The sequence below is a fragment of the Paenibacillus sp. FSL H3-0457 genome (assembly GCF_037981725.1).
GTDB classification, from domain to species: domain Bacteria; phylum Bacillota; class Bacilli; order Paenibacillales; family Paenibacillaceae; genus Paenibacillus; species Paenibacillus amylolyticus.
In genome coordinates this window covers 5,715,505-5,736,398 of record NZ_CP150283.1, presented here as the reverse complement: position 1 = coordinate 5,736,398, position 20,894 = coordinate 5,715,505, and the positions used below count along the sequence as shown (strand labels likewise).

General features: G+C 43.4%; 19 protein-coding genes. 10 read left to right on the top strand and 9 right to left on the bottom strand.

Going from position 1 to position 20,894, the window contains the following annotated elements; genetic code table 11:
- The first annotated feature begins 69 nt into the window (after nucleotides 1-69).
- A complete protein-coding gene (locus tag MHH25_RS25475) occupies nucleotides 70-852 on the top strand; it encodes an SDR family oxidoreductase (RefSeq protein ID WP_340018488.1) in 783 nt (260 codons plus the stop codon).
- An 18-nt stretch (nucleotides 853-870) separates the two neighbouring features.
- On the opposite strand, the gene MHH25_RS25470 is transcribed toward MHH25_RS25475, so the two are convergent.
- From MHH25_RS25470 to MHH25_RS25450, 5 genes are read right to left on the bottom strand one after another with little or no spacing between them, the layout of a single operon-like run.
- Entirely contained in the window at nucleotides 871-1,470 is a 600-nt protein-coding gene (locus MHH25_RS25470) for a methyltransferase domain-containing protein (protein WP_340018487.1), read from the bottom strand.
- A gap of 34 nt (nucleotides 1,471-1,504) precedes the next feature.
- Nucleotides 1,505-2,548: a HAMP domain-containing sensor histidine kinase gene (locus MHH25_RS25465; RefSeq protein ID WP_081745816.1), complete on the bottom strand. Its 1,044-nt coding sequence runs from the start codon at nucleotides 2,546-2,548 to the stop codon at nucleotides 1,505-1,507.
- A gap of 49 nt (nucleotides 2,549-2,597) precedes the next feature.
- Nucleotides 2,598-3,278 carry a response regulator transcription factor gene (locus tag MHH25_RS25460; RefSeq protein WP_340018486.1) on the bottom strand — a complete coding sequence of 227 codons (681 nt, stop codon included), beginning with the start codon at nucleotides 3,276-3,278 and terminating at the stop codon, nucleotides 2,598-2,600.
- A gap of 57 nt (nucleotides 3,279-3,335) precedes the next feature.
- Nucleotides 3,336-3,902: a methyltransferase domain-containing protein gene (locus tag MHH25_RS25455; RefSeq protein ID WP_340018485.1), complete on the bottom strand. Its 567-nt coding sequence runs from the start codon at nucleotides 3,900-3,902 to the stop codon at nucleotides 3,336-3,338.
- A 45-nt stretch (nucleotides 3,903-3,947) separates the two neighbouring features.
- Nucleotides 3,948-4,451, bottom strand: coding sequence for a DedA family protein (locus tag MHH25_RS25450; RefSeq protein WP_340018484.1), 504 nt, complete (start codon nucleotides 4,449-4,451; stop codon nucleotides 3,948-3,950).
- A gap of 858 nt (nucleotides 4,452-5,309) precedes the next feature.
- Here MHH25_RS25450 and MHH25_RS25445 point away from each other — a divergent pair.
- The 3 genes from MHH25_RS25445 to MHH25_RS25435 all read left to right on the top strand — a co-directional run bounded on the left by MHH25_RS25445 (nucleotide 5,310) and on the right by MHH25_RS25435 (nucleotide 9,380).
- On the top strand, nucleotides 5,310-5,897 hold the full coding sequence (locus tag MHH25_RS25445) for a sigma-70 family RNA polymerase sigma factor (RefSeq protein WP_340018483.1): 588 nt from the start codon (nucleotides 5,310-5,312) through the stop codon (nucleotides 5,895-5,897).
- Nucleotides 5,884-6,633 (top strand): DUF3600 domain-containing protein, encoded by a 750-nt coding sequence (locus MHH25_RS25440; RefSeq protein ID WP_340018482.1) that lies wholly within the window; start codon nucleotides 5,884-5,886, stop codon nucleotides 6,631-6,633. Before MHH25_RS25445 ends, MHH25_RS25440 begins: the two co-directional genes overlap by 14 nt.
- Before the next feature lie 269 nt (nucleotides 6,634-6,902).
- Nucleotides 6,903-9,380, top strand: a complete 2,478-nt coding sequence (locus tag MHH25_RS25435; protein ID WP_340018481.1) for an S-layer homology domain-containing protein — start codon at nucleotides 6,903-6,905, stop codon at nucleotides 9,378-9,380.
- A gap of 218 nt (nucleotides 9,381-9,598) precedes the next feature.
- On the opposite strand, the gene MHH25_RS25430 is transcribed toward MHH25_RS25435, so the two are convergent.
- Entirely contained in the window at nucleotides 9,599-10,474 is an 876-nt protein-coding gene (locus MHH25_RS25430; RefSeq protein WP_340018480.1) for an AraC family transcriptional regulator, read from the bottom strand.
- A gap of 108 nt (nucleotides 10,475-10,582) precedes the next feature.
- On the opposite strand from MHH25_RS25430, the gene MHH25_RS25425 reads away from it, so the two are divergent.
- Together MHH25_RS25425 and MHH25_RS25420 are read left to right on the top strand one after the other, a co-directional pair.
- Nucleotides 10,583-11,740 carry a Gfo/Idh/MocA family oxidoreductase gene (locus MHH25_RS25425; RefSeq protein WP_340018479.1) on the top strand — a complete coding sequence of 386 codons (1,158 nt, stop codon included), beginning with the start codon at nucleotides 10,583-10,585 and terminating at the stop codon, nucleotides 11,738-11,740.
- 326 nt (nucleotides 11,741-12,066) lie between these two features.
- The gene (locus MHH25_RS25420; RefSeq protein ID WP_340018478.1) at nucleotides 12,067-12,429 is read left to right on the top strand and encodes an AraC family transcriptional regulator; all 363 of its coding nucleotides are present in this window, start codon (nucleotides 12,067-12,069) and stop codon (nucleotides 12,427-12,429) included.
- Nucleotides 12,430-12,560: 131 nt separating this feature from the next.
- Here MHH25_RS25420 and MHH25_RS25415 read toward each other — a convergent pair whose 3' ends face one another.
- Complete coding sequence (locus tag MHH25_RS25415) at nucleotides 12,561-12,881, bottom strand: helix-turn-helix domain-containing protein (protein ID WP_036605715.1); 321 nt, start codon at nucleotides 12,879-12,881, stop codon at nucleotides 12,561-12,563.
- Nucleotides 12,882-13,296: 415 nt separating this feature from the next.
- Here MHH25_RS25415 and zwf point away from each other — a divergent pair, with 415 nt between their 5' ends.
- The 4 genes from zwf (at nucleotide 13,297) to yunB (ending at nucleotide 18,063) form a co-directional block, all read left to right on the top strand.
- Nucleotides 13,297-14,751 carry a glucose-6-phosphate dehydrogenase gene (zwf, locus tag MHH25_RS25410; protein WP_340018477.1) on the top strand — a complete coding sequence of 485 codons (1,455 nt, stop codon included), beginning with the start codon at nucleotides 13,297-13,299 and terminating at the stop codon, nucleotides 14,749-14,751.
- Nucleotides 14,752-15,293: 542 nt separating this feature from the next.
- Nucleotides 15,294-16,187 (top strand): phosphogluconate dehydrogenase (NAD(+)-dependent, decarboxylating), encoded by an 894-nt coding sequence (gnd, locus tag MHH25_RS25405; protein WP_017692367.1) that lies wholly within the window; start codon nucleotides 15,294-15,296, stop codon nucleotides 16,185-16,187.
- Nucleotides 16,188-16,273: 86 nt separating this feature from the next.
- A complete protein-coding gene (gene fsa / locus MHH25_RS25400; RefSeq protein ID WP_036605718.1) occupies nucleotides 16,274-16,918 on the top strand; it encodes a fructose-6-phosphate aldolase in 645 nt (214 codons plus the stop codon).
- Nucleotides 16,919-17,181: 263 nt separating this feature from the next.
- Nucleotides 17,182-18,063 (top strand): sporulation protein YunB, encoded by an 882-nt coding sequence (gene yunB / locus MHH25_RS25395; protein ID WP_051446910.1) that lies wholly within the window; start codon nucleotides 17,182-17,184, stop codon nucleotides 18,061-18,063.
- 218 nt (nucleotides 18,064-18,281) lie between these two features.
- On the opposite strand, the gene MHH25_RS25390 is transcribed toward yunB, so the two are convergent.
- A complete protein-coding gene (locus MHH25_RS25390) occupies nucleotides 18,282-19,604 on the bottom strand; it encodes an IS4 family transposase (protein WP_340018476.1) in 1,323 nt (440 codons plus the stop codon).
- A 206-nt stretch (nucleotides 19,605-19,810) separates the two neighbouring features.
- Complete coding sequence (locus tag MHH25_RS25385; protein ID WP_340018475.1) at nucleotides 19,811-20,881, bottom strand: M23 family metallopeptidase; 1,071 nt, start codon at nucleotides 20,879-20,881, stop codon at nucleotides 19,811-19,813.
- Nucleotides 20,882-20,894: the final 13 nt, after the last annotated feature.

Below are 20,894 nucleotides of genomic sequence, written 5' to 3'. Positions count from 1 at the left end.
AGAACGCTCGTTCAAATATTGATGTTCCAGATGAAACATATTTTATAGAAAAGAGAGGCAGGTAACGATATGAGAAAGACAGTTCTAATCACAGGGGTATCGGGTGGGATCGGTAAAGAGTTAGCTGATCGGTTTGCCAAAGGTGGACATCATATTGTGCTGGTAGCACGAAGCGAGGGTAAAATACAGGATCTAGCTCAGGAGTATCAGAAAAAGTATGGTATTCGGACAACGGTTATTGCCAAAGATGTAGCGGCACCTGGGGTACCACAGGAGATTTATCATGAGCTGAAGGAAAAGGGCATTGTTGTTGACTATCTTGTCAACAATGCAGGTTTCGGTCTGTTCGGGACGTTTATGGAAACGGATATGGAACAAGAAGTTAATATGATTGACGTGAATATCAAGGCTTTAACCGTCATGACAAAGCTATTCTTGCCGGATATGATCCAACGTGGACAAGGCGGAGTGATGAATGTGGCTTCATTGGTAGGTTTTTTCCCTGGACCGATGATGTCGGTATATTATGCAACAAAGGCGTACGTGCTATCGTTCACTGAGGCTTTGGAGAATGAAGTAAGCGGAACTGGCGTTACGGTAACGGCACTGTGCCCAGGCCTGACATCCACCGGGTTTGTTGATCGTTCGGGTATGGGTGTCTCGAAGATGTTGCAGGGTCCGATTATGGAAGCTGGACAGGTGGCCGAAGAAGGGTATCGAGGCTTCTTACGTGGCAAGACGTTAATTATGCCTGGAGCTCGGAACCGATTCATCGCGTTTATGCCGCGGTTGTTGCCGCGTAAGATGATGACTCGCATAATTAGATCCTCACAGGACAAGACAGGACATTAAACATATAAAGAGGATAAATCAAGTCCTCCTCAAGTCGATCGATACACGTTGTCCTTCATCTTGTCTTTTACGACAAACATATACAAAAACAGGAGGGAAGCTGAAGGGCACAAATTGAATTTTCTCCATCTCAAATAGCTCAGCTAATTGTTTCCTCATATGAAGGGAGTACTGGTATAAAACTAACGTGCCTCCAGGTCGGAGCGCTGTATGGATCTGTGACAGGATGTTGTGTCTCATTTCTCTGGAAAAATTAAAAAAGGGCAGTCCGCAAATGATGCTATCCAACTGATGCATATGTTCTTGGTTGATCCTTTTTAATAGATAGGATGCATTGGAATGGAACATGAATTCAGGATATGTTTTCTTCAGATTACTTCTCATTTTGGGGTCTCTTTCAAATAAAAACACGGTTGCAGATTTCGGTAAATGTGCTCTCATGAAACGTGTGACTGCCCCTGTTCCTGGCCCAAGCTCAGCAATGGTTCTAACCTCATCCCATCGTACGGACTGGACAATTTCCTTAGCCAAAGATTTGGAGCTGGGCAGGAGACTGCCTACTCGTTTGGGGTTCCTCAGAAATCCTTGCAGGAAAAGAAGTGGTTCGAATGTTTTCATCGCGGTATCCTCCATTATCAATGCTATTGATGTATCACTGGATGTTAGAAGGCAAGCTTAGTTGGAATATAAATACGTTACGCGTATGTTTTAGTGTTAAAGTCCCCTGATGTAAATCCGCAATGTTTCTCGCAATAGAAAGTCCCAGACCAGATCCTGATTGAATACCTTCGCTATTCCTCGAATAATCCACCTTATAAAAGCGATCAAACAGTCTGTTTTTTTGTTCTATCGTTAGTGGTATGCCTTTATTCTCTACTTCAATGGTAACGTGATTATGCTGCACACTCATTCGAACATGAATCGTGCCCGGTTTAAAGGAATACTTGAGTGCATTCATGAGGAGATTGTCGATGGCTCGAGCGATCTTATCACTATCCAGGGAAACCATGATTGGAGCATTACCGAGTGTTTTTTCAATACGAATCCCATGCTCCTGAGCTAAAGGTTCGAATTCAAACAACAATTGGTCCAATAGCTGACAGAGGTCAATATTTTTCAAATCCAATTGGGTGTTCACTTCGTTAAGACGCGTATATTCAAATAAATCATCGAGCAACTTCTTTAAATGCGTTGCTTTGTTATAGGTGTTCTGTATGAAACGATCATACTCTGCTTTGTCTTGAAATGATTCTGATTTGAGAAGCTCAATATAGCCAATTATGCTGGTAAGCGGTGTACGCAGATCATGTGAGATGCCAGTGATCATGTCCATCTTGGATTGCTCCAATTCACGTTCTTTAGCAATCTGTTGCTTTAACTGTTCTGTCATATGATTGATGTTGGAAGCAACGCGTCCAAGTTCATCTTGTCGATTAACGGGCACCCTGTAATTCAGATTTCCTTCAGATATGATTTGAAGCCCTTGCTCTAATGTAATGAGATCTCTCACAATTTTCCGTGTGGAAAACAAAAAAATTAACGTGAAAATTACGATGAAGATTGGTGTTAGAACATAAGGAAAGATGTAGAGAAGCGAAGGCCAATTAAATCTTTCACTAATTTTTGCGGCAGCTATGATCAACATATTATTTACACCCACAGAGCCAACAAACGAAATCAATAAACTGATCAACATTTGATATAGGATGTTAATCTGTATCTTTTTTTTTAAATGTGGTAATCGTTTAATCAATTTTATATCCAACTCCCCATACCGTTTTAATGTAATGAGGTTCCCGCGGATTTACTTCCAATTTCTCTCGCAGGTTACGAATATGAACCATCACCGTATTATCCGAATACCCGTAAGGTTCTTTCCATACGGTTTCGTAAATTTTCTCGGAGCTAAATACTTGTCCAGGATGGCTGGCAAGCAACACCAGAATGGAGAACTCCAGTGGTGTAAGCGAAATGTCATTATCTTTGAGTTTCACAGAATGTTTACTCGTATCAATGACAAGGTCCTTGATCAAAATAAGTGAATTGGATTCTGGTTTTCCGATCAGTGTTTGACGTCGTAACTGAGCTTTAACGCGAGCCAGTAACTCTAATGGATTAAACGGTTTGACCATGTAATCATCAGCCCCGGTAGTCAGGCCCGTGATTTTATCAATGTCTTCTTCCTTAGCGGATAACATAATAATGGGAGTGGGTGATACTTCTCTTATTTTGAAGCAGGCTTTGATTCCATCCATAATGGGCATCATAACATCCAGAATAACGAGTTGAACCGATGTTGTTTTGATAATATTTAGCGCTTCCTCACCATTGGCTGCTTCAATGACATGATATCCTTCGTTACGTAAATAGACATGAATGACATCCCGGATATCGGGTTCATCATCAACAACAAGAACGGTATTCATAATTGAACACTCCTTAAAAATTTGGATAACATCAGTGTAAACGATAGTCTGGAATGTTTAAATTGTTTCCTTTTTGCGACAGACATAAACGAACGCAGGTGGGATATTCAAAGGCACTAATTCTATTTTTTCGATGATAAAGTGTTCGGATAATGTTTTTTTCATTTGAAGTGAATATTGAAAGGCGATGAATAATCCTCCAGGTTTGAGTGCCTTATAGATCTGGTCTACCAACGTACTTCTTAATTCAGGCTCAAAGTTGAAAAACGGCAATCCGCTAAAAATGTAATCGAGTTGCTGAACGCCCTCTTGATTCATGGATTCTACCAATCGAGCGGCGTCTGGATAACAGGAGAACTCCGGGTATGCCGTCTTAAGAGTATTCCTCATCGTTTCGTTCATCTCAAACAACAACACTTTCGTTGAACCCTGCACCTCTTGTTTAATATAACGAGTGATAGCACCTGTACCCGATCCGAGCTCGGCGACTGCTTTGGCCTCTAGCCAAGAGGCTTGCTTCACCATTTTGCTGGCGAGAAACCGGGAACTGGGGATGATGCTGCCAACATGTTTAGGGCTTTGCAGAAAGCTTTTCAGAAATAAAATGGATTCATTGGAATTCATGTTTGTGGTTCCTCCGTATATGTGATGGTATGTTATCCAAACCAGTTAGAAATGGAATAATTGAAGCGTAGAAAGAATGGGACCGCCGAAGTAGATTCCCGCTGTAAAATACGTTATGGTCCATAACAAAGCACTGGAATAGGAGATGAGAGCAAATTTTCTATACTGCACGCCGCTCAGTCCAATGACCAAAGGGAGAACATATCGCACGATTGGAATGAACAAACCGATGCACATTGCCCAATTGCCACTTTTATTCAGAATCAGTTCGGCCTTGACGAAGTGTTTATGATGTTGAAATCTGTGTTTTATCTTGGTTCCAAATAACCTCCCTGCAAAATAGGCAAAGGTAATGGCTGTTAATAGTCCTGATAAAATACAGAAGTATGTGATCCATGAATTGATAACCCCCGTGTGACTCAAAATGGCACCGCTGATAATCGTGATTTCATTTGGAATTGGAATCCCAAAAGGCCCTAATGAGAAGGCAAAATAAAAAATCAGATATCCATACTGATGAAGTAGCTCTAAGATCGTATTACTGATCATTGTTTTGCCTCCTCTCTTGTTGATATAGCAATCTTAATGAAAAAAACTAAGGAATTAATGAGCATAAATCTGAAGAAAATCTAAAGAATACATAAGCAAAGCCAAACAACTGCGTTCAAGAGAAAAAGCCTTGCCAACGTACTGGCAAGACTTGAACAGGAAGACATATTTAGGAGCGGTGATCAAGTGATATGAATTTCTGAATACCAAATAAAGTTTGTCTCAAAAAGGAACGTATAAGCGAGCTCGAGTTGATTACCTATATCTTTATCTACAAGGAAGAGGATGATCAAAGAAGAGCCGAGACGTCATAATGACGACTCAGCTCTTTTTTTGATGTCCCAGGGGATCAGACTTCTTTGGATCAGCTTATTGTAGGAAGTAGAACCAGTTAAATTTTTTACCAGCAACAAAAAACAAAACAATCCATCCCCATAGAAACAACAAACGTAAAGGTCGTGGAATCAGGAGATATTCTGAGTACAATTTGCTGAAAAGTTTCATTACAGTAGTGACCACCCCTGCTAAGTTGCTCCCTTATTTCCGCTTTCGAAAGAAAAAGAGACGATAAGATAACCAATATCCCAATAAGTCTGTATACCGTGGGGTAGGCCGCGAAGTAGCTTCTGGCGATTACCAATCCGATGATCGAAATAAGATAATAGCAAAAGACCAAAGGGGATCTTATAACTCAGATGCAGAACCTCCAATTATATCAAAATTAGGTATATTATATCATGATAAACACCAGAGGACCTTTTTGTATCAGATTCAGCCATACCTACTCATTCAATAAATAAATCGAACGATATGATGCTGGCATGCCAATATATAGTGTAAGGAGGAGGGGAATGGATAATGAGTGAACAAGATGAGTACATAGAACTTGTAACGTTAATACGGGCGGGGCATGAAGAAGCATATGGAGAATTATATGAGAAAACAGTGACGAGGATATATCAAACTGTGCGATTTCTCATCAAGGACAAGTCTGACGCGGAGGATGTGGTACAGGAGATTTACATTCAGGCGTATCGATCATTGGCGCGATATGATGCGGAGCGTGCTTTTCGTCCCTGGTTGATGGGGGTGACGATGCGACAGGTTCAGAGTTGTCGACGCAAAAGATTGATGCAGTTTCGGTTTGGTAAGCGGATCGAGAAATCTGACGTTGGACTAGAATATGATTTTTCCACTGATCTGGTCAACAAACTGGCAAATCGTCCTCTGCTGGAAGAGGTGCACCGTTTGCCGTACAAGCTGCAGCAGGTGGTTACACTTCATTATTTGAATGAATACACGCAAGAGGAGATTGCTGGCATATTGGAGATTCCGCTTGGAACCGTAAAATCGCGCATACATGCGGCGCTGGCGAAGTTAAGACAGAAAGAGAAGATGAATCCAAGATTGCGGGGAAAGGTGGAGGATCTGCATGAAACTCGATGAACAGTTGCGAAGAGCCTACCAGGAAGAGACCAATGATTGGTCCGTTCCTGCGAGAATTAAACATAAAATGATGGATAGTATTCGAAATGATTCACACATCAGAAGAAATCGAAAAAAATGGCTGATCACTGGACTATTAGCAGTTGTGCTCGTTATTCCCACCGGAGCCTACGCAGGATACACCTATCTCGCAGACGGAATATATGGTTCGAAGGAGAATATCGCTGTTATGGGGGGAACAGCTGAGGATTATATGAGGTTGGAAGCAAAGCTGCAGACGGCCAAGGCCCATTTCAGCGAAGAAGAATTTGTTCAATATATGGACTTGCTGAAGCAATTAGGGCAAATGGCCGTGAAGTATGCCGATTCTCAGGGCAATATGCATCCAGAGCAGTGGAGTACAGTGGAGCAGGAACGATATAACCTTCTTGTAGCTGAGCTGGAACCGTTTTTTGAGAAGCTGGAAGCTGTGAGTGTGGGGTCCTCCAAAAAACTGATGGACGAGCAGCAATTTTGGACGGAACAGTTGGAACAGGCAGAAAAGACATTTACCAAGGAACAATATCGTGAGTTCAAGTCTGTCTATGAACAAATGAAAAAATACAAAGTTATAGTGATGGACAAGGATGGGAGTATCCATGAGGAACGCTTGTCAGCGGAGCAGAAGGATGATTTAAGGTATCTAGAGAGACGCCTAATTCCCTACTTGAAACGGTTGGAGCTCAATGTGCGTTGAGTTAGGCAATAAAGGATAATCATGAGTTTATGATTATTCTTTATTGCGATGTGCAGAAATGGAAAAAAAAGGAGGTTGATGACAAAGACACAATAAGTACTTTAAATGTTTTTAGTTAAGTGAAGATCTTTTTTATTGGATTAAAAATAAAGTATACAAATGAATGAAAATATTGTTAGTTTTAAATTTCTGTGATACCTTTTTAAGAGGCTTATGATACTAAAGTAGTAGGTCTATAGAATTAAAACCAATGGAGGCGAAATTGAAACGTGAAAAAGTGGGGAAGTCTATTTTTATCAGGAGTATTGTTATTTAGTGGTATGGCTACATCAGTACAGGCTGAAGTAACCAAAGACGGATGGATTGGGAATGAATCATCCTTAAAAACAGCTCAACAATCTTTCAAAGATGTGGAGGGCAACTGGGCTCAGGAAGTAATTGAAAAGTGGGCTGACCGTGGAATCGTCCAAGGAAATGAACGAAATACGTTTTTGCCCAAAGGAGAAGTTACGCGTGCTGAGTGGGTCGCGATGATTAACCGAATTTTCCAGTATGAAGAGGTAAGCAATACTACTTTTTCAGATGTAACATCATCGGGTTGGTATGCTCAAGATATTGCTAAAGGAGTACAAGCCGGATATATCCGAGGATATGCAGATCACTCATTTCGGCCGACTGGTTCAGTGACAAGGCAAGAAGCAGCAGCTACGATCTCACGGATACTGCAATTGCAGGGAAGTGGGGAGTCTAATTTTGCCGATGATAAGGATATCCAAAGTTGGAGTAAAGAAGCAGTAAGTGGAGCAGCTGACAAAAAGATTATCGTTGGTTACAGTAACGGCAATTTTATGCCGAACAAGGCAATTACTAGAGCTGAAGCAGTACAGATTTTGGATCGAGCTTTTAGTACATATGGCAGTTGGTATGGGCAAGAAGGAACCTATGGATCTACAGAAAAAAGGGAAGAGATATCTGGCAGTGTAGTGATCGGTACATCAGGCGTTACACTTCAGAATATGAATATTACAGGTGATTTGATCATTAGTAAAGCGGTCGGTGATGGCGATGTGTTCCTCAAAAACGTAACTGTGCAGGGGAAAACATATGTATATGGTGGCGGTGAAAATAGCGTACATCTGGAAGATTCGGTCCTGTTGACGGTTATTGTGAATAAACAGGATGGTACTGTGCGTTTGGTTGCAACAGGAAAAACAAAGGTTCAGGAAATCACTGTTCAAACGGCGGCCAACATCGAGTCTGACATGGGGGCAAAGATCGACAAACTGACATTGTCCGAGGCACTGCCGGAAAAATCAAGAGTATACCTTAAAGGTAATTTTGAAACGGTTAATGTGGTTGCCAAAAGCATTAACATTCAAATTCCATCGGGTACGATTAATCAACTGAACGTTGACGATTCTGCGTCAGGAACTACGGTTCAGACTAATCAGGAAGCCAAAATTATATCAGCTATTCTTAATGCAGCTGTAAGAATGTTAGGGACAGGAACCATTGAGCAGGCTACAGTTAACGCTGTAGGCGTGACCATGGAGACAGCACCAAATAAGGTTAACTTGGGAGAGAGTGTACCTGCCGATACAACAGTACAAATTGGTGGGACAAGTAAACCCGTGACTTCAGTTACACCTCCAGTTACGCCTGCTCCATCAGCTAGTGGAGGATCATCCTCAGGTTCATCAGAAGGAAGTGGTGGTAGTACAACTCCTGTAAATCCGGGTACGGGCAATGGCGGAGGAACTACACCAACTACTCCTTTACCGGGAAATGAATATGGTAGTTATGAGGGTGGTTCTTATTACTTTGTAGGAGTAGAATCTGATGCAATCCCTGTTACGGATGCGGTATATATTTATAGTCCTCGCAGCGGGTATGCCTACGTATCTAAAAGCAGTATTAATGAGAATGATCCAGTTTTGTTGGAAGAAGCAATTAGACAAAAAGTAGCATATAGAGTGAAGATTGAAGCTAATACTCGTACTGCATTGCCTGTGGGAGAGATAGCAACCGAGTTTAGTAGCTACTTTAAAGTTTTTGCTGTGGATAACGAAAATCGCGCTTCCTATATCAAAAATATTATGATTCTGGATGGACCAGGAAAAGAGCTTAAAAGTCAGGGGATGATTTTATCTTCAGGTGGATGGCTAAATGATCACGAATCATATTTTATTTACTTCAACACACTGATTAAAGCGATAGATCTAAATACATTGAAAAATAGTATTGAGATTTCAACGGGAACGGAACAACCTAATTATCGCCCGCTAGGTGATGGAGATCGCGTGGAAATCGTTAATAATGGTATCGTGATAACTCCACAACATAACTATGGTAAAGCAACATATATCCGATTAAATGCTGATGCGGTGGAGACGTTGGACGGTCTCTTTAAAAATAAAGTTTACGCATCAACCCAATATCGGACTTTTACACGTCCTGAGTTTATTGATTATCCCGATAAATGGGAAATAGCTGTCCCAGTCGGAACGGTGATCAAATTTAAAGCCAATTATGGTGGAGATACATTCTATTTTGTATATAAAGATACTTTTGGTACTGAAAGTGATTACGATAAAGAAGTGACAGATGGCCATGGTTATAAATTGGATATTCCTATGGACGGTGCTGATATGACTTTCGAATTTGATACTAAAGATCTACAACCTGGAGAATATAAGGTTACTGCTTTTGGCTCAATGTCTCTGTATGTGAAGTTGACGGAGAACTAGATTTATTGAGTTTTCCTGTACAGTAAGTTATATCAAGCGAATATTTAAGGATTGGCCATAATGTGAGTTTGATCTGAACACCTTCAAGAGAATTAAACCTTGTCGTAAGATAGGGAGATAATTTTGGAGGTGTTTTTGCATTGGGAACAAGGGATTAAGCTATGCCTGCGAAGTAAAGGTAAAGTCATTGAAATGAAATAGGAAGTTGTTGTAATCCATTACTTCCTCCCCTGCACCTTCAGCCGATATTGATGTGGTGTAGAGCCTGTGGTAGTACGGAATACTTTGCAAAAGTAGGAGGGGCTCGTCATACCGACACGGTGACCGATTTCGGGAACGGTGAGCGAGGAGCGAGTGAGTAGCACACAGGCATGACGGATGCGGGTGGCTTGAGCATAAGCAACGATGGTGGTGCCAGTCGCTTTTTTGAATACATGAGATAGATGATAGGGGGACAGATGAAGTGTATCTGCGATATGCTCCAAACGAAAAGGCTCCTGGTAATGCTGTTCAATCCATTGCATGATGGCTTCGGCATGAGGATGAAGAACGGTAGCACTGGACGAAAGTACATCTTGGGAGCGGCTTTGCTGCCCGTCCTGCCACAGATAGCGAAGTTGTGCGAGCAGATCCAATAAAAAGAGGCGTGTATCCTCCTCTATTTCGTGAGGAAGCAGACCTGGATACGCATCTGCATATTGTTCCATTCGTTGAACGAGTGGTGATGTGGCAGCAAGTCGGATGGGCTGAATGGGGGATTGCTCTTCCAGCAGATCCTGTATGAAGTCGTGAGTAACGATAAATTGGGGCCAATGTGCCTTCAGTAGATCAAGTTCAACCATGAGTACATTTCGAATGAAAGGCTGCTGTCTGGATACTTGAATCTGGATGTGGTGCAATTGAAAAGGTCGAAAAATCATGAGCATACCGGGTTCAAGGGAGAAAACCTGACCTTCGGTTATCAACTGCCCATATCCTTCGTGGATATAGGTTATCTCCAGCTGCGAATGAGCATGGAACACTTCGCGAGACGTAGTGTTGGATGTACGACGACAGACCAGATTAAATTGTTCTCCCAGAAAGATGGACTTCATGAATGCCTCCCTTATCATGCGCAAGATAGTTTTATTTTAGCACAAGATGAACGCATAAAAGCGCTTTATTATTGTGTATTGTGAAGGGAATAAGGGAGGTATGCAACGATGTTAAAAGTGGCGATTATCGGAGCAGGTGCAATTAGTGGAGCACATATCTCAGCATATTTGGCGTTCCCTGAGCGATGTCAGATTGTTGCTGTGGTCGATATCTACGTGGAAAAAGCACAGAAGCGAATTAATGAATATGGTCTGGAAGGTGCACAAGCTGTCACGGATTACACAGAGTTACTTGCCCTAAACATTGATCTGGTATCAGTCTGTACACCACCGTATACGCATGCTCCCATTGCGTGTGATTTCATGCAAGCAGGTGCACATGTGTTGGTCGAAAAACCGATGGCTTCTTCCCTGGAGGAAGCGGATCTGATGTTGAGAGCAGCGCAAGCAAGTGGCAAGTTGTTATCCGTAGTAGCACAGAATCGTTTTACGACACCAATGATGAAGTTAAAAGGTGTGCTGGACAGTAAACGGATGGGACCGATTGTACATGTGCAGGTTGATTCGTTTTGGTGGCGTGGCCACAATTATTATGATCTGTGGTGGCGCGGGACATGGGAAAAAGAAGGCGGAGGCTGTACCCTTAATCATGCGGTGCATCATATTGATGCCATGCTCTGGATGATGGGACCTCCAGTGGAACTACAGGCGATGATGGCAAATACGGCACATGATAATGCCGAAGTTGAGGATATATCCATGGCGATGCTTCGCTTCCAGGAAGGGGCGCTTGGCATAATTACCAGTTCCGTCGTACATCACGGAGAGGAGCAACAGTTAATTTTTCAGGGCAAAGAAGCCCGGGTATCTGCACCTTGGAAAGTCGTTGCTTCTACCGCGCGGAATAACGGATTTCCGGAACCGAATCGAGAGTTGGAACAACAGATTCAGAAGCTCGCTGACGAATTACCGGATGTTATTCATGTCGGTCACGCTGGGCAAGTTGAGGATGTGTTAAATGCTATTGAAACAGGCTGTCCTCTTCTGGTGGATGGTGAAAGTGGCCGGAATACGCTTGAACTGATTGTGGGTATCTATAAGTCGGCAAGTACGGGAGAAAAGGTTGTTTTTCCACTAGGAGCGGAAGACGCGTTTTACACAAGAGAAGGAATTATGCAACATGCCGTACACTTTTATGAAAAAAAGACGACGGTGGACAACTTCGAGGATTCGAGTATTACACTCGGGAGCAAGTTGGATTCGTAGTGTTTTCGTGAAAAGGATGCCCCTCACATAAGTGAGAATGGGCATCTTTTTTTGTACTAGGTCGATTACACCTACATCACCATAAAAAATCAATACACTTGGTTTTTCCATCCATGTAACTCGTATTCGCTTCAAGATCATAATCTCCATAGTCAGGGATTGGATCAATGAGAGCTACAATCAGTCTCGTAGTTGTGTGAGGGAGAATAGGAAGAATCAGTGCTGTTTAGCTTCAGCTTTTGAGCGCGTTGGTTCAACAGAAAGAGGGTGCAAATGTAGCGCTTTCACATTTAGCGGATTCACGTCATTTTAGACACTTGGAGAAGATGATGTGGTGGATTGAAAAGCATTTGGATTATGAATCCAGATTGGGCAAGATGGCGGCAGATGTTCACCTGTCCAAATCGTATGCTTCCCGCATTTTTCATCAAGAGACAGGTAGCAGCATTACGGATTACGTCACAGCTCGAAGGTTGAAGCAGGACTACTTACGCCTTGATATAACAACATTTTCGGTGGAGGAGATTGGCAGACGTGCCAGATTTCCGAACGGATGTATTTCATCCAATTATTTCGCAAATCTGCCGGGACGAGCCCGTTGTATTATCGGCAACAATTTGAACGGTGCAGCAAGCATTATTTTAGTTTGCAAAATAATAGCGTTATTACGTCTCTATATACATAATTAGTATTTACCGTTTGAATTAAAAAAATCCCGGCTGTGGATTGCACTAGCCAGTTGCTAAATGCGAAACTCACCTCCGGGATTACACATCGGTAACCTTCAAGCTAAATAAACATTAAGGTTTTCCTCAAGCTGTTACAGCCACTTATCAGCCCAACGTTCCACGGCGCTTAGCGCTCTCCCCAGTTCCGTGCCTTTTCGTGACAACATATATTCAGTCCGAACTGGACGTTCCGTGACCACATGGCGAACCACAAGTCCTTCTTCCTCCAATTCCTTCATTCGCTCATTTAACACACGTTTGCTCAAGTCAGGGATATAAGCGTGAATCTCACTGAAGCGTTTGGGTTCCTCCATCAACGCATGGATAATGAGGGCTACCCATTTTCGGCCAATGATCTGATAAGATTGTTCCACTTTTGTACATATTTGCTTGGCATTCTCATCATCGCTCATGATTGTACTCCTTTGATTTAGTATTGCTTGTAATATCATTAGTATACTTATTGTAACCTACTTGTCCACAGGCCATATGTGTAAAATGTCACATACCAATTGTTCTTAATGTTACCACATAAAGCGTTATCATCAAATAAAAACCCTATAAACACTGGAGTTCACAGGTTCGACACGATTATTGACGAATTGTGACGACAGGTGTAATATGGGTAACGTTAATTCAAATGGTTACAATTTATAACCTAAACACAGGTTGTGGAGAGAAGGAATGTTCCATGGTTGAATTCAGGCGTGTTATATAAACGGAGGCAAGGCGGGGAATACACCCACTTATTCCGTCTTTTGTCATGCTTGGATTTGAACATTTTGCAACATCATATACTATACTGCACAGATCACAGGAGGCACTCCAATGGATGCAATGACATTTGTCCTGTTCGGGGCAACAGGCGATTTAGCCAAACGCAAGATTTACCCTGCATTATATAACTTGTACATGGATCAGAAAATGCCGAAATCCTTCTCCGTTATCGGATTGGGACGACGTGAATTGTCGGATACGGACTTCCAGGCGAATGTTGAAAAGTCACTGCATGAATTCTCACGTCAGACGCCGGAAGAAGCATCTCAGGTTCGTGATTTCATTGGCGCTTTCCGTTATTGTTCTTTAAATAATACGAAGCTTGAAGATTACACCAAACTGTTGGAACGGGTTCAACAGCGTGAACAAGAGCTTAACATTCCCGAAAACCGCATGTTCTACATGTCGGTGGCACCGGAATTCTTTGAACCAATCGCATTAAACATTCAAGAAAGTGGCCTGGGTAACACCAAAGGCTGGAAGAAACTGATTATCGAAAAACCATTCGGACACGACCTGCAATCAGCTCGTGATTTGAACGAAAAACTGAGCAATACCTTTGCGGAAGAAGAAATCTATCGCATTGACCATTTCCTCGGTAAACCGATGGTTCAAAATATTGAGACGCTCACCTATGCAAATCCGGTGATTCAGGCGTTGTGGTCTAACCGTTATATTGCCAATGTACAGATCACGGCTAGTGAGACGGTGGGTGTTGAAGAACGTGCCGCGTATTACGACCAAAGTGGTGCCCTTCGTGACATGTTCCAAAACCATATGCTTCAGTTGCTGATGATGATTGGTTTGCATTTGCCAAAACGTTGCACACCGGAAGAAATTCAATTCAAAAAGCAAAAAATTGCTGAAGCACTTCGTCCATTGACAAAAGAAAATATCGCTTCTGAAGTTGTTCGTGCGCAATATGCAGCAGGTGACCTGCAAGGGACATCGGTTGTTGGATATTTGGACGAGCCTGGCATTCCAGCCGGATCTCAGAACGAGACCTATGTTGCCGCAAGACTTTGGATCGATGATCCGTTCTGGAGCGAGGTTCCATTTTATATCCGTACAGGTAAACGCCTGGCTGAGAAATCCACCCGAATCGTTGTTGAGTTCAAGGCTCCACTGAAGACCGGTCATGAATCCGAAAATACAACGGAACCTAACCTGCTGACGATTGAAATTGGTCCGGGAGAAAGCATCTCGCTTCAATTAAATGCAAAGAATCCATTGAACCATGGTGAAGTGGAACCAATGCATATGACCTTCAACTCAGGTAAACGTAACATCCCTGAAGCTTACGAGAATCTGATCTTTGATGCGATGCGTGGGGATTCCACATTTTTCGCACACTGGAACGAAGTGGAGCTGGCATGGCAATGGGTGCAACCGATTCAGGAAGCATTCGAAGCGGGCAACGTGCCACTGGATACGTACAGTGCAGGTTCGCATGGACCAGAGTCAGCAGATCGCTTGACCGCAGCAGACGGCTTCCGTTGGTGGTAAGTGAAACGAAAGAGTGAGCATAAGAGAACACAATAGTAAAGACAACAGTACAATCTGTTCTGCTCACAAATAAATCATTTGCACAAATCCAAACAAACCTTTCCAAGTTAACAGGATATAGAACGAAATGTTTTATTCCCCTAGAGCTTGTACTCAGGATCAAGTTGGATCGAATGATGCAAAATACTGAGATATACAGTAACTATTACGAATCATACCGTTCCAATTTTGCATAAGTCCTTCCGGTTATTGGCCGGAAGGCCGTGAAAATTTTTGAATATAGATTAGCTGTTCAGTTTTAAAAATGGTTGGCTTGAACGCTGAGAATGTAGTGTAGGGGACGAAATCGATTCTGTAGAAGCAAAGCGTTCGCCTTTATCCCCGGATTTTCTCCTATATAGGAGATTCAAAAAATCTGGGGATAACAGCGATCAAAAGAACGATTCGTGACCGGAACGGTTACTTCGCCAAACGTAAGCTCTTATTTTTAATTTTGAACGCAAATGAAATTTAAACATTGTTCATAACAGGAGGATTTTGAAATGAAACTTGGACTTGTCGGATTAGGAAAAATGGGATTGAACCTGGGTAGAAACCTGATTGATCACAAACACGAAGTGGTTGCTTTTGACCTGAACGCTGAAGCAGTAAATGAAATGAAAGAATATGGCGCTGAAGGCGTATCTTCTTACGCAGAGATGGTGGCTTCACTCGAATCCCCACGTGTATTGTGGATCATGGTTCCCCACAATGTAGTAGACGCTGTATTGGCTGAAGTTAGCCCATTGTTGTCCAAAGGTGACATCATTATTGAAGCGGGTAACTCCCACTACAAAGAATCCATTCGTCGTTACGAAGAGATGAAACCTAAAGGCATTCACTACATGGATGCAGGTACATCTGGCGGTATGGAAGGCGCACGTAATGGAGCATGTTATATGATCGGTGGAGACCCGGAAGCTTGGGCAATTGTTGAACCGGCATTCAAAGATACTTCCGTGGAGAATGGCTACCTGTATGCTGGTAAAGCGGGCAGCGGTCACTTCCTCAAAATGGTTCACAATGGTATCGAGTACGGTATGATGGCATCCATCGGTGAAGGTTTTGACGTATTGGAGAAAAGTGGATTTGACTTCGACTTCGAACAAGTGGCTCGCGTATGGAACAACGGTTCCGTTATCCGCTCTTGGTTGATGGAGCTGACAGAACGTGCCTTCTCCAAAGATGCAAACCTCGATGAGATTAAAGGCGTAATGCACTCTTCCGGTGAAGGACGTTGGACGGTAGAAACGGCATTTGACCTTCAAACCGCAACACCGGTTATCGCTTTGTCCTTGCTGATGCGTTATCGTTCCCTGGAAACAGACACATTCACAGGTAAAGTGGTAGCAGCATTACGTAATGAATTTGGTGGTCACGCTGTAGAGAAAAATTAATTTTATATATAACTGTTAACATATGATGAACATCGGGTAATGACTTATATCGTGTTTACGAATTCATCAAGTGGAGGTAACATATCATGAAATTTTTCTTGGATACAGGGAATGTGGAAGAAATCAAACGGATCGAACGTCTGGGTCTGGTGGATGGAGTCACGACTAACCCGTCTTTGATTGCCAAAGAAGGTCGCGTATTTAAAGAAGTCATTCAGGAGATCTGTGGCGTTGTTAAAGGCCCGGTCAGTGCTGAAGTCATCGGTCTCAAAGCCGAGGATATGTTGAAGGAAGCTTATGAAATTGCAGAATGGGCACCGAATGTAGTCATTAAATTGCCGATGACCGAAGATGGGCTGTACGCTTGTCATGAGTTGACGCAAAAAGGGATCAAAACCAATGTAACGCTGATTTTCTCCGCAGCACAGGGCCTGATGGCGGCGAAAGCCGGTGCAACCTACATCAGTCCATTCGTTGGTCGCTTGGATGATATTGCGGTGGATGGTATGAAATTGATTCGTGATCTGCGTCTTATTCTGGACATGTATGATCTGCCTTCCGAGATTATCGCAGCAAGCATTCGCAATATCAAACATGTAGAAGATGCAGCCCTTTCCGGTGCGCATATTGCCACCATTCCGGGTTCGCTTCTGCCGACACTTTGGAAACACCCACTGACGGACAGCGGGATTGAACGTTTCCTGAAAGACTGGGAATCTGTTCCGAAATAAAAGGATAGACATGGCCTGAATCTTTGGGTGGTCTGAACATAAAACCTTTCGCCTTGCAGAGTAATCTGCGGGCGAAAGGTTTTTTTATCTCTGTTTATGTGTTTCCGATTTCCGAGTTAGTTTAGCCAATGAGGAGTACTCGTCCCTTTCATGTTGTTGTTACTTTCTATCCAGTGTCCATGTACTGTCCTTCTTTTTCGGGACAACGGTGCATAAGGTTAACATATAGCCTATAGCTCATCCCGTAGGGGAGGGACACTTCGATGATGAGAAGAAAATGGCGAAGCCGGAGACGCCGTAAGCCGCCAAGCGGCAAACGCAAAATGTGGTTGATCATTTTATTGGTCACCGCGTTTTGTTTGATGCAGGGCTTTGCTTATGTGGATAAAAAGATGAAGCCCCCCATCATGCACTTGGCCAAGATCAGAGTGAAGCAGATTGCGACCGAAGCGATCAACAAGGCGATTACAGCACAGGTTGCCGATGGCAAAACCAACGAAGGACTGATTGACTGGAAGACGGATACCGCCGGGAAAGTGTCCGGTTTCATGCTGAACTACAATGAGCATATGCGAATCACTGCAAGTACGATGAATATTGTGCAATCCACGTTGCAGAATGTACACATGTTAAAAGAAAAAATCCCGCTGGGGCAGGCGCTGGGCAGTCCGGTGTTGGCTTCATTTGGCCCGAGTATACCGGTTCGTATTGAGCCCCAAGGCGCTGTCAAAGTGGATCTGAACACCCGTCAACAGAATGCGGGTATTAACATGATTTTGGTGGAAGTGTACATTCACATCATTGCTGAGGTCGCGGTCGTGGTGCCCTTCGACATGGAACCCGAAACGGTCGATACGGAGATCCCGATTTCCTACCTTCTGGTTGTCGGGGATGTGCCAATGTATTATTACGATAATCAGGGCAAGCCAGTGGGCAGTAACGGCAGTAATGCCCCAGCTATTGCGCTGCCATCAGGTCATACGGGTGTATCAAGCGGTAATGGAGTAACTACGAATCCCCCTAGCCAGAATCAGCAACAGACGCCGTCAGACCATTTGCAAGGGAATGAACTTGAAGAAATTGAACCGGATGATCTGCCTGATGTGAATGGGGGATTACAGCTCAATAAGGACGCGCACCCATGATACACACAAATTTGAATTGTAAAGCAAAGAAAGGGGCCTCTATTAAAGAGCAATGTCATTAAGTTTAGCTCAAAGACAAAACTGAGAATAAAATGAAATCTGAAACGGCATGGGAAAAAGTCCCGTGTCGTTTGTTTTTTTGTGTATGCAAGGAAAAAAGCGTACAGCAAACAAACGGATGGATGATCCGCTTAAAAAAGTGTTCATACGAACCGAATTTATGCTACTCTGTAGACGAAGCTAACCGATGATTTATAACGTATTTTGCGCGTATTCTGCTGCCCTGGTCGAATGGGTCGAATCGGCAAAACGTTTTTGCGAATCAGTGCTTCAACATCGGGCGGGGGGTCATCGTCTCTTGAGCGCAGGAAATGTCTACAAACATGAACGGCAACCGTGAAGTTGACTTGGTAGTGGTACTGTTTAGCTTTTTGGGAAATGACGACGTGCGAGGTCATCATTTCTGCAAAATTGTACATGATCATTCTTGCAAAAATCTCTTGGATGACGGACTCTCGTCTCTTTGCGTGAAAATGGGTCAGACCGACGGTGTATTTTAATGCCCTGAACGAGGTTTCAATTCCCCACCGCATGTTATAGATGGACCTGAGTTCATCGGGTGGAAAATCTGCGTCAGATAGATTCGTAATAACGGTCTCATAAGCGCCATCCGGCAGGACAAACCGAACGACTCGAAAAGATATGGGGTAGTACAGATGCTCCTTCAAATCTAAGAAATCAAAGGTAGACTTAGAAGGGATGAACTTGTAAATTTCGGGATGAGCTTTGACCTCTTTGGTTTGTTTTTTAGTAAGCACTAGATGAACCTCCTGATCAAACGAACCGCTATCGGGTAAACGCAAGCCCGAGAGAATACCACTGGAGGCCAGATCTTTTACTCGAATGACATAGCTCCACCCTTTGCGTTCAATATGTGCGAAATTGTTGTAACTTTCATAACCTCGATCGGCAATGACAATGGTTTTTCCCTCGATGCAGGAACGGTCAACCATATCCCCTAACGCTTTTCTCTCATTACTTAATCTTCGCGGTTGAACAATCGCATCCACGTAAAGTCTGTTGCAAAGGTCATAGGTGGCGTTTAAATGCAGCAGATTATAGCCTCTTGCTTCCGGTTGACTTTGAAAATAGGTGTCGGTATCCGCAGGGTCAGTGGCGAAATGCAAATCCGAACCGTCAATGGCGAGTAACCGATACCCTCGGTAGTTCTTGAGATCCGTAACCGATTGCGTGAATTCTTGAAACAAATATGCCATTGCAGACGGCAAGATTTTATTTCTCTGTTGGACAAAAGCAGAAGAGGTGGCCGTATTTACATCATAGCCCTGTGATTCCAAGAGTTCCTTGTATAAACTGTTTCCGCCCATAGAGATCAGTAGTTGCATAACCGTTTCAAACGGTAACTTCTTTTTACGGGTAAAATCTTTTTCAGGATTATTGACATAAGGTGCTGGTGCAACTGACATTTCTCGTATGAGAGAAGCCAGTTTTTCTTTTAGCGAATTCGCATATTCATTCATTGGCGTAACCCCCTCGTTTTCCAAGGGCTTCGCCACACCTTTTCACCTGCTTGTCAAGTCTTTTTTCTTATTTTCATACATGAAAAAAGCAGGCTATCTTTTCGATAACCTGCTCATTTTATTGATTTTTGGTCCTGCGCCTTAACTTAATGACATTGCTATTAAAGAGGTCCCTTTTTCGAATACTTATCGTGCATATCCTCGTCTCACTTACTTTTCTTGTTCTTTTGTTTGCGTTCATCCTGTTCCCAATGTTTCAGCTGTGGATAAGGATCAAACGACCATTCGTGCAGTCCGCTGTCGCGATAGATCCCATAGTGCAGATGTGGAGGGAATTTGCCCTGTGTCCCAGGTTTCCCGTACCCCGAACTGCCAACCCAACCTACGACCTGACCGGGGATCACAACTTCACCGATGCGTGCACTTTTGTCAAAACCCGAAAGGTGGGCGTAGTAATGATAATGGTTGTTCAAATCCCGAATGCCGATGCGCCAGCCACCAAACGGGTTCCAGCCTTTGATCTCCACGACCCCGTAACAGGTACTGCGCACAGGCAGGCCATGCGGAGCGAAAATATCTGTTCCCTCATGAATGCGATAACCGCCCCAGCTTCTTTTTGTCCCCCAGGTACTGCGATAGGAGTAGTTGGTTCCGAGCGGGACCGGAAAGGCATGTCCGAATAGATCCAGATTGTCAAAATGCTCATATAACTTCGCGAATTGCTGTATCCGTTGCACAGCACGGGAGTTGTGATAATATTCCCACAAGGCAATGTTGAAGTCCTCTTGTTTGTTCCCGTAACCTTGAATAACAGAAGCCATGCTGTACAGCACATCCTGATCATTGTTGGCATCCGCTATACCGTCTCCTGAACCATCACGTCCATATCCTTTGAAAAAAAGAATGGATTCCGGATGTTGATCCGTCTCATCGGGATTTAGCCATCCTCTCCAGGCTGGAGGGGTCATGAAAATACCCGTAAGTCGCTCTGGATGCTTGCGATCCTTTGGATGTGCACGAGTAATCGTTCGTTCATACTGATCAATAGCAGCAAGCCTGTACCAGGGAATCTGGGTCATCTGACCAATGGTTTCATATAAATGGCGACGTGCAGCGAAAATTTCTGCGGGTTTTAACTCGGCAGCCTGTGGTTTGGGAGCGGCCTGGGTGGGTTCACTGTAAACTTCAACAGGCAAGAATGGGAGAAGCAGAGTACCTGCAAGTAATGTTTTGATCCAAAAGCGGTACGTGTGCCTGAAGGTCAAGCGTTGTTGCACTGGGAAGCAGCCC